The sequence below is a fragment of the Faecalibacter sp. genome (assembly GCF_057177045.1).
On the sequence record NZ_CM169987.1, the window covers coordinates 1,082,257 to 1,099,041 of the forward strand.

The window sequence follows — 16,785 nt, forward strand, 5'->3', positions numbered from 1 at the left end:
TTTTGTTACTATATATCTTAAATATAATCAATTACAAACATAGGATCGTATTTGCAAAAAACGGGCTGAAGGCTAACTTTTATGTCATTATTTTCCACTCGCTAAATTGCTTATCTAAAAACTTTAATCTAATTTAGTTTCATAGCCGGCGCCATTTGCTTGAACGGACGGAATTCAACTCTCGTTGAAGTTCTCTCCCTTAGTTGGCTTCGCCGAAGCTAACGCTTTCGCAAATACCCGGCTCGTTAGCTGATATAATTAACCACGAACTCTATGACAATTCAAGAAAAAATTGAAAACATTTTAATTAATGAAAATGCATATTTTTATGAAAATTGTGATAATGTACAAATATCTAATAATAGGATAACAGAAGTTTTCAGAACTGTATCATCTGTCAAAACAGGAAACTACTTATTAAATTCAATACGTTTACAATTAAATGGAGATATTCATTATTCAATTTGTGTTTTTAAGTACACTACAAAACCGACGTTTATAGAAGAAGAATTAATTCATTGGGAAGAAGAAAAGATTGCCTATTTACTAATTGTCGAGATAGAAAATTTTATAGTAATTAGCAAAAAAAACATAAGTAAACTTCAGGATTTCATTAAATTATTTAAACCACTTGATTATTCAGTTTTATCAACATTATTTGTTAATGACGATACTAGTTTTGAAAAATTTTCACTTAAAAATCTTAATGTATCTGATAAAGCAGTTAGAGAAAAAACTGTGGAAGCAATTGATTTGAAAGAAAACTTTTCTGCACTTGGGGCCAATAACTATCTATTAAACTCCTTACGTTTAAAAAATAATGATGAAAAAACATCACTGATGCTTAATTCATCGAGAATAAATAAATTCGGTAAAAAAAATTCTATAGAAAACTTTTGTATATGGTCTAAGAATCTTGTTCAACAAATTAAAAATCACATTAACACTAATACATTTTTATCCATTTTTGCTGAGCCACAAGATTATGAATCACTTAAAAACACTTTAGTTCCTATTTCCATTCTATTTAATTTTAGCAATATTTACTCAGATTTTGAACAAGGATTAATAAATAAAGTTATAATTAGACTTACTCTAGAAAATGGAGAATTTTTTGATAAAGAAATAAATCTAAACAGCTTTTTAAGTAAGTTTGAACGTCTTTGCAAAGTAGTTTTCAATAATGGTGTATATGAAATAGTTAATACAACTAGTAAAGATTTAGAAATAAGACTTAATGATAAATCTATCACCGTACGTTCACAAAAATTGAAAAATGTAAAAATTATTCATGACAATGGGAATGAAGTTTCAATAACAGAATACATAAATGGAAAAAATTCATTTATCATTAATTTTGATAATATTGATTTAGCATATTCAAACAGAAAATTATTTAAAGACAGTAGATTACTAGGCAACATACCTAATTTTTTAAAAATATTTCAAACGCATATTGATTTGAATAATGTCACTTCTGAAAAAGGCAATTTCTTATCCACATCTACATTATTTGAAAATAATTCAATATTTAGGTTTGTAGAAGATAATTTTCAAAATCAATTTGATTACTTTATATGTGATGATTTATCAAAAGAATGGGCAGATCATATTGGATTAACTGATAATATAGTTACTTTTATACATTCGAAGCATAAAACATCTAACGCCTCTGCATCGGCTTTTCAAGACATTGTTGGTCAAGCTCAAAAAAACTTAGGTAATTTAACACCTCAAGATTTTCAACTTGAAACAAAAAGAGGTATTTGGGACTCTAATTACAATAGTTCAAGCAGTGTTAATACATCAATAAAAAGAATTAGAAAAGGTCAAAATTCTAATGAGATAATTAATCAATTTAAAGAAACTATTAATAACCCTTATCTTAGAAAACAAGTTATACTTGTTATAGACTTTATTTCTAAATCTGCTCTTGAAACATATTTAGATAATTTAGCAAATGGCATTTACTTTGCAGAAAGAAATGAAACTATACAAATTTTATGGTTTGTATCATCATTAATATCAAGTTGTCAAGAATTAAGCACAGAAGTAACAATCTACTGTAAACCTTAAATTACATCAGCTAACATCGGTTTTGCGAAATGGCGGGTAAAGGGGAATTTAGATAGTCGTGCATTTTTATCCGCAACAGCTTTTTATATTTCCTTTTTTCTTATTTTAGTAAATATAAAAAAGCCGTTGCTCAAGTTAGTACTAAATTGAAAGTTTAGGCTTTCTAATCCGTCACTATCGCAAAGCCGCGGCCCGTTATCTGCAAACTTAAAAACTCTAAAATGGCACTAATACCTCCTTTTTTTCTTGACTGTGTAGTAGGAATCGGAATATCTAATAAAACTGAAAAGAAATGGATAGGTACAGGATTCCTATATGGAAATTTAAAAAGTAAAATTGATGAAGAAAAAAGTAATTATGAGATATTTTTAGTTACAAACAAACACGTTATTGAAAATTTAAATGATATAATTATACGATTTAATCCTCAAGATAATAAGCCAGCAAAAGATTATTCAATAAAACTTAATAATAGTAATAGATTTGAACACCCTGACTCTAATGTTGATATTGCTATTATTACAATAAATGCACAATTATTACAAAAAGAAGATATGAAATTTTCTTTTTTTCAATCAGATAATCATTGTTTCACAAAAAACGATTTAATTGATATTGAAACAACAGAAGGTGATGGTGTTTTTATCTTAGGATTTCCTATGGGATTAATTGGTACTGATAGACAACACGTTATTTTGAGAGGTGGTTGTATTGCTAGAATTAGAGATATGTTCGAGAATCGCAAATCTGATTACATTGTAGATGCATTAGTATTTCCTGGTAATAGTGGAGGACCAGTAATTTTGAAACCTGAAGTTATTAATATTGAAGGAACTAAAGTTAATAATAAAGCTGCATTAATTGGTATTATAAAATCATATATTCCTTATCAAGATACGGCAGTTAGTCTTCAGACTAAAAGACCAAGAATAATTTTTGAAGACAACACTGGACTATCAATTGTAGAACCAGTCGATCATATTTTAGAAACTATTGAAGTATACGAAAAGTTTAAAAAAGCACCACAATATAATTCTAATCAATCTATAAATTATAATTTTAAGAAATTTTAAATTAAGTCAGCAGATAACATGAACTGTGTAAAAAAACAAGTTTTTTAAGCAATTTTTACAACAAAATTTTCATGGTAAAATGTTTTATTTTTTACCACTCCAAATACTAATTTAAGCAGCTTATTGCACACTGCGATTAACGCTGCTTTTTTGTTTTTTCCTTTCTCTACTAATCGATCATATAATGCGCGACAATAGCCATTACTTTTCTTGGCATTCAAGGCACACATATACAACATATTTCTTAGTTGTTTACCTCCTTGTTTACATATTCGTACTCGACCTCGAATACTACTTCCACTTCGATATTCGGTCGGACTTAATCCTGCATAAGAGATTAATTGTTTATACGATTCCATGTCTTTAAAACTTTGCGTATAAACCATTAATTCTGCTGCTGATCGCTTTCCTATTCCTTTCACACTGCTTATTAAGTGGAGTGTTTCTTCATCCCATTCTACCAATTTGGTATGCAATTCAAGCTCTAATTTCGACTTCTCTTCTTTTAATAATTTGATGATCTTAAGGAAGCTTTTTTCTATCTTTTTTGCATTAAATGGACACTTCTTTAGACTATGAATTTGATTACTAAATTTTGTGATTTCCTTAGTTAAATCATGGATCGAATTATTTAACGAGCGACATTCAAAGTACGATGAATCGGGCATTGTGTATTTTTCTGGTTCCCGATCACAGCCATATTCATAAATCCTTTTCGCATCTTTTTTATCCGATTTATTACGTTCTAAATGCATCTGAATATAACGCTTGATTTGAAGCGCGTTTGCAACACTAAAACAACATTTTTTTTCATTCAAAAAGAATATTAAATTCAAATGATAAACTCCTGTTGCCTCCATTACGAAATGTGTATTATTTCCTGCTTCTTTTAGAAGTTTTCTAAATCCAGTTAACGTATTGGAAACTTGTAAATGTTGTTCTATTCCTTCCTTATTTTTAAAATAAAGATCTAACGTTTCATTTGATACATCAATACCACAATAGTTGATTTTTTCATTCATTTGTTCTATATTTAATTTCTATAGGAGAGAACTAATCTTGCAATGAAACCTACTATCCTAGCACGAACTTTTTGTTCAAATAAACTGTACGGTTTTTGGCAAGAAATGAGCAGGGATTATCATGTTAGTGAAGCTTTATGCTTAATAGTATTTACGATCTTAATCTGCTCATTTAGTTCTTTCTTTTTTTATTTGCTATATATCTTAAATATAATCAATTACAAACATAGGATAGTATTTGCGAAAAAACGGGGGGTTGAAGGTTAACTTTTTTGTCAATATTTTCCGCTCGCAAAATTGCTTTTCTTAAAACAATACACTAATTTAGTTTTAGCCAAGCAATTTGCTTGAACGGACGGAGTTCAACTAACGTTGAAGTTCTCTCCCTTAGTTGGCTTCGCCGAAGCTAACACTTTCGCAAATACTCGGCTCGTTACACTCAAGCGCTCCCAAACTCTGCGCATAAAATCCCACTTTTAAAATCAACGGATATTTTTTGTAAATTGCATTCAATTATAGAGAATTTGAATTAATGAAAGTTTTGGAAAAAATATCACTTGAGAAAATTAGAAACGATAGAAAAAATCCTATCGTTGATTTTGATGTGAAAGATGCTGTGATAACCCATTATCTTCATAACAACAAAAACGGAGTGTCACAATTTTATAAAAGTGACGCAATTGAATATACCAACGAAATTTTAAAAAATTACGTTTCAGAAGATTATACAAATTATTTTACTGAAAGTAATTTTCAATTAGAACTTTTCAATAATGAAAATGTTCCATTTCTACCTATAGAAAAACCAAAATTTAAATTTATAGATTTATTTGCTGGAATTGGTGGTTTCCGTTTGGCTTTACAAAACCTTGGTGGAAAATGCGTTTTTACGAGCGAATGGGATAAACAAGCGCAAAAAACATATCGTGCTAATTTTGGAGAAACTCCATTTGGTGATATTACAAAGGAAGAAACTAAACAATATATTCCAGACGGATTTGATGTACTTTGTGCAGGCTTTCCTTGTCAAGCATTTTCAATCGCTGGAAAACGTGGAGGATTTGAAGATACAAGAGGAACATTATTTTTCGATGTTGCTGAAATTATCAAACGTAAACAACCAAAAGCATTCTTTTTAGAAAATGTAAAAGGTTTAAGAAGTCACGATAAAGGTAAAACCTTAGAAACTATTTTAAATGTTTTACGTAATGACTTAGGTTATTTCGTACCTGAACCTCAGATTGTGAATGCTAAAGATTTTGGTGTTCCACAAAATAGAGAACGTATTTATATTGTTGGTTTTCACCCAAGTTTAAATATTGATAAATTCAATTATCCAAAACCAACTAATCAAAATTCTACTTTTGCAGACGTTAAAGAGGAAAATGTAGTTGAAACAAAATATTATCTTTCAACTCAATATCTTCAAACACTTGTTAATCATAAAGCAAGACACGAAAACAAAGGAAACGGTTTTGGCTACGAGATTATCAAAGATAATCAAACAGCTAACGCTGTTGTTTGTGGTGGAATGGGACGTGAAAGGAATTTAGTTTTAGACCATAGAATTACTGATTTCACTCCAACAACCAAAATTAAAGGTGAGGTAAATCGAGAAGGAATCCGCAAAATGACTCCAAGAGAATGGGCAAGATTACAAGGTTTTCCAGATAATTATATTATTCCAGTTGCTGACGCATCTGCTTATAAGCAGTTCGGCAACTCCGTTGCCGTACCAGCTATTCAAGCAACAGCAAATGAAATTTTAAAACTAATACTGAAAACTAAATGATAACTGGAAATAAAGGTGAATGGAGTGAGGTTTATGCCCTTCTTAAAATTATTGCAGATAAACGATTATTCGCTGGAGATAGTGATTTGAATAAAATCGAATCACTTATTTTCCCAATTATTAAAGTTCTTAGAGATGAATCGAATGGAACTTTTGAATTTTCTTACGATGATGATATTGTTTTAATTAAAAATAACGATGAAGAATTTAGAATTTCAATTGCTCAATTTCAAGAAAATGCAATTATTCTTTTACAAAAATTAAAAGAGAAAACAAATGCTACTTTCTCAATCCCAGAGATTGAAAATTTTATAAATTCTTATCAAAGTCAATCTATCAAAGCTAAATCATCAGTTAAAAGTGATATTAGAATTGTTATACACGACCAAAGAACAGGAACAAAACCAGAATTAGGTTTTAGTATTAAATCCCAATTAGGTGGAGCTTCTACTCTACTAAACGCTGGTAAAACCACTAATTTCATTTATGAAATTGAAAATACCAATTTGACTGACGAACAAATTAATTCGATTAACTCAATTGACACAAGAAGTAAAATAAAAGATAGAATTGAAGAAATTTATTCGTTAGGTGGTACTTTAAATTTTATCAAAACGGAAAGTTCAATTTTTGGAAATAATTTAATTCTGATAGATTCAGCATTACCAAAAATTGTTTCAGAAACTCTAAAAAAATTCTTTACTTCGAGTTTATCTAAAAGTGTGGAGTTAATAAATTCAATTAACGAAACTAATCCTTTGAACTTTGATTTAGAGAATAATCATCCTTTTTATACATATAAATTCAAACGATTTATAACAGATATTGCGCTTGGAATGATGCCATCAAAAGTCTGGACTGGACAACTTGATGCAACAGGTGGATATTTAGTCGTAAAAGAAAATGGAGAAGTTTTGTGTTATCATATATACAACCGTAATGAGTTTGAAGATTATCTTTATTCAAATACAAAGTTTGAAACTGCTAGTAGTTCAAGACACGAATTCGGAAGTATTTACAAAGAAAGCGACAAACTATATTTCAAACTAAACTTACAAATTAGATTTATATAACTGCGCCAGCGTGTAACATCGGTAACCGTTGCACAACTCAAAACTCAACAAAATAAAATCATATATGACCTCGTTTAAGCCTTTTTAAACGAGGTTTATTTTGGGTTAAAATGCAACTGATAGACCTTTGCGGTTCTTTTTGTTGGATTTTTTTTGCTTTACATTATTGACTTTTAGTTAATTACTTTTTAAATTAGTGTGAGAATTATATTCACTCATTAAAATTTGGTAAAATAGTTAGAATTAAACAAACCCCTTGTTCTTCAATGAATGAGGGGTTTTTATTGTTTATTCGATTGTATTAAAAATTGGCGAGTTAAGGTTGTTTTCATGGGAATCAGGCTTTCAAAAACGGGGCAATGCATCCATTGATGAGGGTGGCGGATTTGAAATTAAAAGAAGAAGCTCCAGTGGAGCTTAGGTACATTTTAATATGTTCATTTTTTTCGTCAAAAAAACGAACCAAAAAAGACATTGCTAAAATCTTCGACTAAAAATAAATTTCATCCGAGGAATGATTTAAATGACTCACTATCATTCGCTAAATCATTCTTTATCTCTCCTTCAATTTATTTTATTAAAGTCTACGATTTTCATGCAATATTTTTCTTTTATATATACTTGTCCTTCATCAAAATGATTTTCTTCACGCTGACGATTTAGAGGCTATTTTTTCTTTATTTAAGAGTTTTCTTCTTAGGAAAGATTATATCTTCATGGTGGATTCTTATCGCTAATCAAACATTTTTTGCACCTAACATTTGAAATTAAAAGGAGATGCTCTAGTGGAGCTTAGGTATATTACTTTTTATTTTGATTGTTCTTTTTTCCTTGATGAAAAAAGGAACCAATGCTTCGACAGGCTCAGCACAAGCAAATCAAGGCTATAAAACGATCGACCTAAAAATGAAACCGTGATCCGGGAATGAATTAAATCGCTCCCTACGGTCGGTAATTCATTCTTAACCTTCTCACGTTTCATTTTCTTAACGGTATCGTTTTAAATGCCAATTCTGATGTCTAATAATTTAAAACTTCAACAAGGGCAAAAAACGATATGAGATACACTCTGCATCGGACAGGTAAAGGAAGCAGCTATTTTACATAATATGATTATAGTGGGCTTGTCCCCGAAGCCCGTCAGGCGACTATAATGCCATGTTATGTAAACATAGCTTTGGCCCTTCGAGGGACCTCAGGGACCGCGGCTGGTTGCTCTCTGTTTTGGAATGTGATGGACTGAGTTTTTTGCTTTTGTTGGCAGCTAAAAAAAATCCCCAACTGAATTTTAATTGAGTTGGGGAATGAGTTTTATATATTATGTATCTCAAATAGAGGTGTCAATATTTCTTTCTTTTCATCTGATAATGATGGAACGGATATAAATAACCTATTCTTAGCCCTACTACAACCAACATAATTTATTCTATGTTCTTCATTACTAGATAGATTTTTGTTCAGTAAAAAATCCATATCACTTTCTTCTTTTAAAACCAACAATACGTTATCAAATTCATCACCCTTCGCTTTATGAATTGTTTTATGTAAACTTAAATCTTCTGGGATTGATACACATAGATAAAGCTTATTAAATGTATTATTTTCATAAAATAGCTTAACAGCACCTCTTGTTACCTTTGTCATTTCTGAATCTATGTTGTTTCTTATAAATTCAGAAAACTCTAATAAAGAACTATTTTCAAATTCGGAAAAATTTTCTAGAAAAATTGTGATATATTTTAGAGCTTTCTTCTTACCACGAATCTTATCTGTTTTATAATTAAAATATTTTTCTAATTCTTTGATAGCGTCCTTGAACTTATTTTCTCTAGCATAAGCAATTCCCCTAATACATGAGTAAATTAATTTACTTCTGTTATTAGAATCGACTTCCTTAAGTTTATCCAATAATGTATTATCTAAGCCAGTGCCGTTTATTTCTGCTTTCATGGCATTCGATGTTATATTATTCCTAGATAGAGTATATATCTTTTCACCAACACAAACGTCTTTAGCGTTTCTTAATGCATTGTCCATATCTCCAATGAAAATTGAAGGTTTTACGTTAGTGAAATTTCTAAATTTAATTTGTGATATATCTGTTCTAATGAAATTTAAAACATCAATTATTTCATTACTACTTCTTCTGTTTTCCTCTAAAATATAATTTGCAATATTTGGTAATGTAAATAATTCGAATTGTGTACAATCAGCTCCTTGAAATTTATATATTGATTGTGCGACATCACCTATAATACCAATTGTTGTATTCTTTGTTGCTATTTTTTTTATTATTTCTACTTGAATAGGATTACTATCTTGGAATTCATCTATAAAAATATATGGAAATTTACTGTTTAAAACATCTAAGACAAATGGGAATTTTTCTATTATTTGATAACTAAAAAAAAGTACATCTTCATGATGAATATATCCTTTTTCCCACATCATTTTTTTATATTCAAAGTATGAATCATTTCTAATAGGATAACCTCCAATTAAAATTGGGTATTCTGTTTTTACTTTAAGTTCATCACCATCAAATTTCCATCTTAATTTGGTAAAAGCTTCGATTAGTTTTTTGTTATCCTGAATTCTTAATTGTCCAGTTCGTGTTTTCCATTCTTGCAAAAAAGAGTAGTTTGATAAAACTGTGTCATCGTGACCATCCATTACAGATACATCTAGCCCAAACTCAATTGCGATAAAAGAAGCATAAGGCTTTAAAATATTATTATACAAAAAACTATGAATTGTTGATACTTCAGCTCGTTCAGCTGATGTACCAAGTCGATTAAGAATAGTTTCTACTGCGATATTTGTATATGTAATGCAAGCAATTTTCTTTGTTCTAAAAAGTTTGTCAGAATTATGCAACACATGTTTTATATGATTAACTAACCAATGTGTTTTTCCAGCACCAGGTCCTGCTGAAACTTTAAAATGATTATCTATATCTGATAAAATATAATCAGAAGTAATAGTATTTATTTGCATAACTCTTTAATCGCTTCTTTAATATATTCGGGGATAATAAAATCTATAAAATCTTCAGTACTTTTCTTACTGAAATTTTCTTGAAGTGCATAACAAATTTCTAAGGCATTTTCACCTTTTCCAATCGAATTCAAATACCTTGATGCTATAATTGCTCTCTTTTTTTGGTCATCCGTTAAAACTGAATTAGCATTGATGCTATCTTTTATTCGTTTGTTTTCTTTATTTTTTACGCCATCAGGCAATATTGCCAATAAATCATGAAAAGTTGTACCTTCTGTTTTATATAGAGCCATTAGTTGTAATATTTCTTCTCTATTACTTATAGAATCTGTTACTAGTAATTCACATGCTGGATTATTAAAAATTAAGTCATATTCAAATGTTTTTCCTAAATCAGATGGTTGAGTATAGAACGTGATATTAGAGTGAGTTCCATTTGGATACAAATCTGCGTTAGTATTTGTTCGATATTCATAGTTTTCGTTATCTATGTTTAATTCGTATGGATAACACTTTTTAAATCTACCATCGGGTTTTGCTTTACTTTCGGGATCTCTATCGGTTAAACAAACTATTTTTTTAGGTATTGAATTATTTTTTTCACTATCAAAAAGAGTTAAAAAATGTGAGAAATATCGTCCACCTACGTTAATTATAGCAACATGATTGTCTTCTAGAGATTCATCCATATAATTTGCAAATATTGACATTAATAGTTGTTCTGCAATCCCTTCAACAAATAGTACCTTTTGAGCAAAAAGCATATCTGATTTGGTTGCATCTAAAAACCTTTGAACATATTTTTTACTCTTATCATCTTCAAAAACCTTACTTGGATAGCCTATATTTGTTTCTCCATTTTCATTATGTAAACAGATAATCTCATCTAATGAAACAGCTGAAGTAATATGCGTTGAATGAGTCGTTACAAATATTTGTCTAACTTTCTTTTCTTCCTTATTCTCATTTAAAAATTTTAAGAATTTATATTGCATTGCTGGATGTAGATGAGCTTCTGGTTCTTCGATTGCTAATGTAGTAAATACCTTAGCATTTGTATCTAAATAATTTACATCTGCATTTACTTGCATTTTTGCTAGAAGTAAAGACATAAAAATTAAATTATTATATCCTAAACCATTATGGGTTGCAGGAATTTTAATTCCGCTTTCATATTCAACTATAAGTTTTAATACTGAATACATCTCATTTTCAGATATCGAACCTTCGAAGTTGGGAGTAGCTTTATTAAATGATGCACCTGTACTTTTAGCATAATCCAAAATCTTATCTTTCCCTAGTTTTATCCTTTCATCAAGCTCATTAATTAGCACATCTGCTTTTGTTGAGAATTCTTCTTTTTTAGCTTTTATTTGCTGGTATTTTTGTACATCACCTAATGTTTCATTAATTTTTATATCATAATCCATAAAAAAATCAAATACCTCTCTAAGCAATGTATTTCTTCCCGTTAACATATCTCTCTCAACATCTCTAATAGCATTAAGAAATTGAAAATCAATTTTCTTTAATGATTCATTGTCTGCAGTAGTTTGATTAACAATATCACCACCCCAAATTTTATATACATAATATCTTATAAAATTATGTTTTAAAATTTTCCAAGCTTTGAAGACTGCCTTATCATCATCATTGTCAATTAATTCCATTTCAGCAATGTATTCCTCGACTTTTTTTTCTGGGAGAAAAAATTCATATGTTAATACAGCTTCATAATCATTATCCAATTTAGTTAACCAATTTGAAATCATGACTAAGTCATCGGGTTCCTCTTCTTTACCTTTTTTTATAGTAATAGAAATGCTAATTTTTGGAGGAGCAGATTTTAATTCTGATAATGTTATATTCTTATGAAAATCATCTACTTCTAATCTTTTAGAATTATTAGAGTCAATCACTAGAGATAATGCTTTTATTAAATTAGTCTTACCTGCATTATTATGTCCTATAATAACATTTACACCGTCGTTAAATTCAATTTCTTTACTCTTAAAGTTTCGAAAATTATTTATATTTATTTTTGATATGTACATATACGTTTAATTAATAAAATAACATTAATTAAACGTATATGTAATATTGTTATTATAAAGATTACGAAGTCTTTTTGATATTAGATTTTTTCTTTTGTTTTTTATCTTTAAAAGGTATATTATGTTTTTTTAAATAATCTAGAAAAATATTACTCTCAATAACATCGAAAGCTTTTTCCTTTGCTTCGTTTAAAGAATAATAAAGGTTTTTACCCTGAATATTGTGTATTGTTAAGACGAAAATATCTTTATCTTTTTCTTGAATTTGAATCTCAAATGAACCTTGAGATATAAAATATATATTTTTATCTTGCTTCCAGCGAATCGAATTTAAAAATCGCTTTTTTCTATTGAAATAACTGGTTTGAGATTCGACTAAGTTAGATGCTAAAATTGTATCTGTTAGCTTATCACAACAATTTGTACCTACTTCCATTATACCCCAATCTTTATGTTGAATAAGGAACATATGTCTAATAGTTGTATTACAATTTTGGCATGTACCATTTAGATCTCCTAAATCTTCTTGTGTAATGAATTCCCATCCTGTTGAAGGTCTAATAATTTGATGTTTAACGGCATGACAATATTTACATAAAGTTTCACAATCTTCTAAAGGATATTGCCAAGGTAAATGCCCAGGAATATATCTTTTATGATGAACTTGAAGAATTACCTCCGAATTAGATCTTTTACATTCTCTACATTTATAATTGTCTAATTCTATTAGTTCATCACGAAATTTTTTCCATTCTGACTTAGTATATTGATTCATATTAAAAGTTAGTTAATTGAAAATAAATGTATTAAAAAATTATTATTAAAATGAAAATAGAATTAGAAATAAAAGAACCTCAACTGGGGAGTTGAGGTTTTAATTATAAATTTATTCTTCAATACTATCTTCAAAAGTTACAGGATCTATTTCTTCTTGGTAATCTTCCCATTGTTCTCTCAATTCTTCATTATTTTTCATTTCTTCCTCAAGCTTTAATGTTTCTCGGTATTGTCTTGCTTCGGCTTTTAATGTCCATTTTGTTTCAATACCTAATTCATCAACAAAAGATTTAAGTTCATTTAATGAGAGCCTAAAGAATTCTTTTCTAGGATTGATTTTATTCAATTGTGCAGTCAAGAATTTACGATGTAGTTGCCTCTCTAATGCAGGAGCATCATCCGAATAAATCATTGCATGCACATCAAATTCAAAAGGAACAGATGCATCGCCTAACTCTCTAACACGATCTAAAGGCTCAAGCCTTCTCGTCATACCAATTTTAAAGACATCTTCACCAAACGAACCAATATTTGAAATAATATAAACATTGCCTCTTTTTGTTTGTTGAGCCATTGAGATTGCTCGCTGATTTTTTTCTTCTGCTTGAACTAATTTTTCTTCTAGTTCACGTAATTTTTCTTCGAATAATAACTTTTGTTCTTCATTCGCTTTGGCAACTTGGTTTTGTGCTTTTTCAATTAATTTCTTTAAAGTTTGCTCCTCTTTTTCAGCTTCTCTAATTGCTTTTTCAAATTCTCTTCTCGCTCTTTCTTCTTCTCTGATTTGTTCTCTAATCTCTCTTTGCTCTTCTAATTCTTGGGCTTTTAATTCTTGTAAAATCACTGCTAATCTTAATTCTTCAATTTTAGCTTCATGAAATTCTCTTGTTATTCTTGCATTTCTAAAAGCTTTCCCATTGAAATTTACTAACACAAAAGCATCATTAATTTTCTGTAAAAGAATACCATAATTATCCTTTTTAACTCCTGATAGAATAGAATCTACCTTACCTGTATAAGCATCTAAAACAAAATCAATAGCTGTTTTTCTACGCTCTGGATCAACATAATCACATTCGGCAGCTTTACGATCAGTAATCAACTTTTTATTGTTTTGTCTTAATTTTTTCAGTTCAATACCAGCATCTTTATGAGAATACTCTTGTTCTAAATCATCTAAAATAGTATAAGTAGGAATAATGTATTCATTTCCATAACCTTGGATAACATTTTTCATTGCTTTGATTGTATCAGCTATACGATCAGCTTCACGCAAACTTCTGTAAGCATCACCACCAATGTTTTCAGCTCTTTTTTCAGCATTTTCAACAATTCGCTGAGATTCTTTTAAAGCACTATCATATAATAATGATATTTCGTTTGTTTTTCTTTTTGCAAAATCATTTGCTTCATTACGAATTGTTTTGGCTTCTTCTTTAGCTTGATGGATTGTATTAAACCATTCATTTCTTAATTGATTACATACTATCTCGTTATTCTTTTTAAGACGTTCACATTCTGCTTGAATATCTAAAATATCCTGATAGATAATTAATTCGTTGTTATGTAATCGAAGTTTTTGATTTTTTTCAATCAATGCTTCTTTCTCGATTGTTAAAGTTTCAGATTTTAATTTAAATGAATCCAACGCATTTTTTAAGTGGTGGTTATCTTCTTTTAATTTTATGCTTTCTTCTTTTAAATTTTTAGATTTTAAAAAGTATATCGTTAAAAGAACTGCTAATACAATAATTAATAAAACTTCTATCATACTATTAATTTAAAAATGCTGAAAAATAATCCCAATAATTAATTTCTGGGACATTACGTGATAAGTTCATCTCATTAACTTTCTTCTCAAAATCTTTAAAATTTGAATAATTTGGAGAATCTTCTTTTTTTGAATATTCTAAAGTTTTTCTGAAATAAATTATCATTTGTTTTAAGTACCATTCATAAGAAAATTCAGTGTAATTTCCATTTTCAATACTTTCTAAGTCAGTATTTTTGATATAAGATAAATAGGCTTTTGAATCGTCTCTTATCTTAGTTTCTTCTTTTGGTAACTGATTACTTTTAATAACAGCAGGTTCAGAAGAATTATGATAATGATGAAAATTCTGAATAATTGGTTGAATAGTCATACTTTTATTATACTTGTTATTGAATTTATCTTCACTCATCATTAAAAGTAAAATGATGTCTATAATTGCAATAATAACAGGTATAAATGTCCAACAGAAGATTAAATAAAGAATCCCTTTACCATTATTACCCAGATAAAATTGATGGCCTCCTAGACCACCTAATAATAAAGCTAACAATATAGCTACTGTTTTGTTTTTCATAGGTTTATATTTAAGTGTAAAATATATAAACTATAAACGAAAATATTGAATTTTTTATAATAGAATTTCTATACATTTTTCAATTTTTTAAAATATTATTTCTGAATACAATATTTTTATGCTGGTAATGAGATGCTACGCTTCGATATGCTCAGTGACCAGTTCAGGATGACTAGCTGGATGTGACCTTGCACTTCGACTACGCTCCCTTCGAGAACCTCAGGGACCACACTTCGGGTGACTACAGTGACCTGTTCAGGGTGACTCGCATGATGAGATCCTGAAACGAGTTCAGGATGACTCGTATGATGAGATCCTGCACTTCGACTACGCTCCCTTCGAGGGCCTCAGGGACCTGCTTTAGGGTGACAGATTTTAATATTTACTCTATGTTCATTTTTTTCGTCAAAAAAACGAACCAAAAAAGACATTGCTAAAATCTTCGACTAAAACTAAATTGATTCCGAGGAATGAATTAAATCACTCGCTATCGCTCGGTAATTCATTCTGATCTCTTCTTCAATTTATTTTCTTAACGTCTGCGATTTTCAGGCAATATTTTTATTGTCTAATCTTTCGATACAATTTTCATTTGCTGGAGCAACGAAAATTACTCAAAGTGGGGAAAGAGTTATGGGTTGAGGGTTGTGAGTGTTACTCATTTGATGAGATCCTCCACTTCGACTATGCTCAGTGACCAGTTCAGGATGACTAGCTGGATGTGACCTTGCACTTCGACTACGCTCCCTTCGAGAACCTCAGGGACCACACTTCGGGTGACTACAGTGACCTGTTCAGGGTGACTAGCTGGATGTGACCTTGCACTTTGACTACGCTCCCTTCGAGAGCCTCAGTGGCCGTGCTTTAGGGTGACAGATTTTAATATTTACTCTATGTTCATTTTTTTCGTCAAAAAAACGAACCAAAAAAGACATTGCTAAAATCTTCGACTAAAACTAAATTGATTCCGAGGAATGAATTAAATCACTCGCTATCGCTCGGTAATTCATTCTGATCTCTTCTTCAATTTATTTTCTTAACGTCTGCGATTTTCAGGCAATATTTTTATTGTCTAATCTTTCGATACAATTTTCATTTGCTGGAGCAACGAAAATTACTCAAAGTGGGGAAAGAGTTATGGGTTGAGGGTTGTGAGTGTTACTCATTTGATGAGATCCTCAACTTCGACTATGCTCCCTTCGAGGGCCTCAGGGACCGCGCTTCGAGGGCCTCAGGGACCGTACTTTGAGTGACCACAGTAACCAGTTTAGGATGACAAATGTTTGTTTCTTTATAAATAATGTTAAGATCGCGAAAGACAACATTAAAGTTCATCCTTAACATAAATGCATATTGTAAATCAGTAAAAAAATGATACATTTGAACCACTTTTGGTGCGAAAGTAACATTTCGGTAACAGGGAATCAGGTGAAAATCCTGAACAAACCCGCTGCTGTAAGCTCCGTAAAAGTTCTAAAAGAAATACCACTGTTCCAGTTAAGAATGGGAAGGTTTTTAGAATGGAGTAAGTCAGAAGACCTACCAAGAGTATAAGAATTGATTTGCTTTC

10 protein-coding genes and 1 riboswitch are annotated in these 16,785 nt (G+C 29.9%); of the genes, 4 read left to right on the top strand and 6 right to left on the bottom strand.

Features of this window, described 5'->3' with window-relative positions; translation table 11 throughout:
* Positions 1-273: 273 nt before the first annotated feature.
* Entirely contained in the window at positions 274-2,076 is a 1,803-nt protein-coding gene (locus tag AC1QSP_RS04965; protein ID WP_484080049.1) for a hypothetical protein, read from the top strand.
* Between the two features lie 221 nt (positions 2,077-2,297).
* The gene (locus AC1QSP_RS04970) at positions 2,298-3,149 is read left to right on the top strand and encodes a S1 family peptidase (RefSeq protein ID WP_484080050.1); all 852 of its coding nucleotides are present in this window, start codon (positions 2,298-2,300) and stop codon (positions 3,147-3,149) included.
* Between the two features lie 44 nt (positions 3,150-3,193).
* On the opposite strand, the gene AC1QSP_RS04975 is transcribed toward AC1QSP_RS04970, so the two are convergent.
* A complete protein-coding gene (locus AC1QSP_RS04975) occupies positions 3,194-4,171 on the bottom strand; it encodes an IS110 family RNA-guided transposase (protein ID WP_484080051.1) in 978 nt (325 codons plus the stop codon).
* Between the two features lie 532 nt (positions 4,172-4,703).
* On the opposite strand from AC1QSP_RS04975, the gene AC1QSP_RS04980 reads away from it, so the two are divergent.
* Together AC1QSP_RS04980 and AC1QSP_RS04985 are read left to right on the top strand one after the other, a co-directional pair.
* Entirely contained in the window at positions 4,704-5,963 is a 1,260-nt protein-coding gene (locus AC1QSP_RS04980) for a DNA cytosine methyltransferase (RefSeq protein ID WP_484080052.1), read from the top strand.
* Entirely contained in the window at positions 5,960-7,036 is a 1,077-nt protein-coding gene (locus AC1QSP_RS04985) for an HpaII family restriction endonuclease (protein ID WP_484080053.1), read from the top strand. The genes AC1QSP_RS04980 and AC1QSP_RS04985 overlap by 4 nt, the downstream gene beginning before the upstream one ends.
* A 1,311-nt stretch (positions 7,037-8,347) precedes the next feature.
* Here the strand turns inward: AC1QSP_RS04985 and AC1QSP_RS04990 are convergent.
* From AC1QSP_RS04990 to AC1QSP_RS05010, 5 genes are all read right to left on the bottom strand, one after another.
* A complete protein-coding gene (locus AC1QSP_RS04990) occupies positions 8,348-10,033 on the bottom strand; it encodes a UvrD-helicase domain-containing protein (protein ID WP_484080054.1) in 1,686 nt (561 codons plus the stop codon).
* Entirely contained in the window at positions 10,024-12,090 is a 2,067-nt protein-coding gene (locus AC1QSP_RS04995; protein WP_484080055.1) for an ATP-dependent nuclease, read from the bottom strand. Before AC1QSP_RS04995 ends, AC1QSP_RS04990 begins: the two co-directional genes overlap by 10 nt.
* 61 nt (positions 12,091-12,151) lie before the next feature.
* Complete coding sequence (locus tag AC1QSP_RS05000) at positions 12,152-12,865, bottom strand: HNH endonuclease (RefSeq protein ID WP_484080056.1); 714 nt, start codon at positions 12,863-12,865, stop codon at positions 12,152-12,154.
* 111 nt (positions 12,866-12,976) lie between these two features.
* Positions 12,977-14,638, bottom strand: coding sequence for a GIY-YIG nuclease family protein (locus tag AC1QSP_RS05005; RefSeq protein ID WP_484080057.1), 1,662 nt, complete (start codon positions 14,636-14,638; stop codon positions 12,977-12,979).
* A 4-nt stretch (positions 14,639-14,642) separates the two neighbouring features.
* Positions 14,643-15,215 (bottom strand): NINE protein, encoded by a 573-nt coding sequence (locus tag AC1QSP_RS05010; protein ID WP_484080058.1) that lies wholly within the window; start codon positions 15,213-15,215, stop codon positions 14,643-14,645.
* Between the two features lie 1,375 nt (positions 15,216-16,590).
* Positions 16,591-16,776: riboswitch (cobalamin riboswitch) on the top strand.
* Positions 16,777-16,785 lie beyond the last annotated feature (9 nt).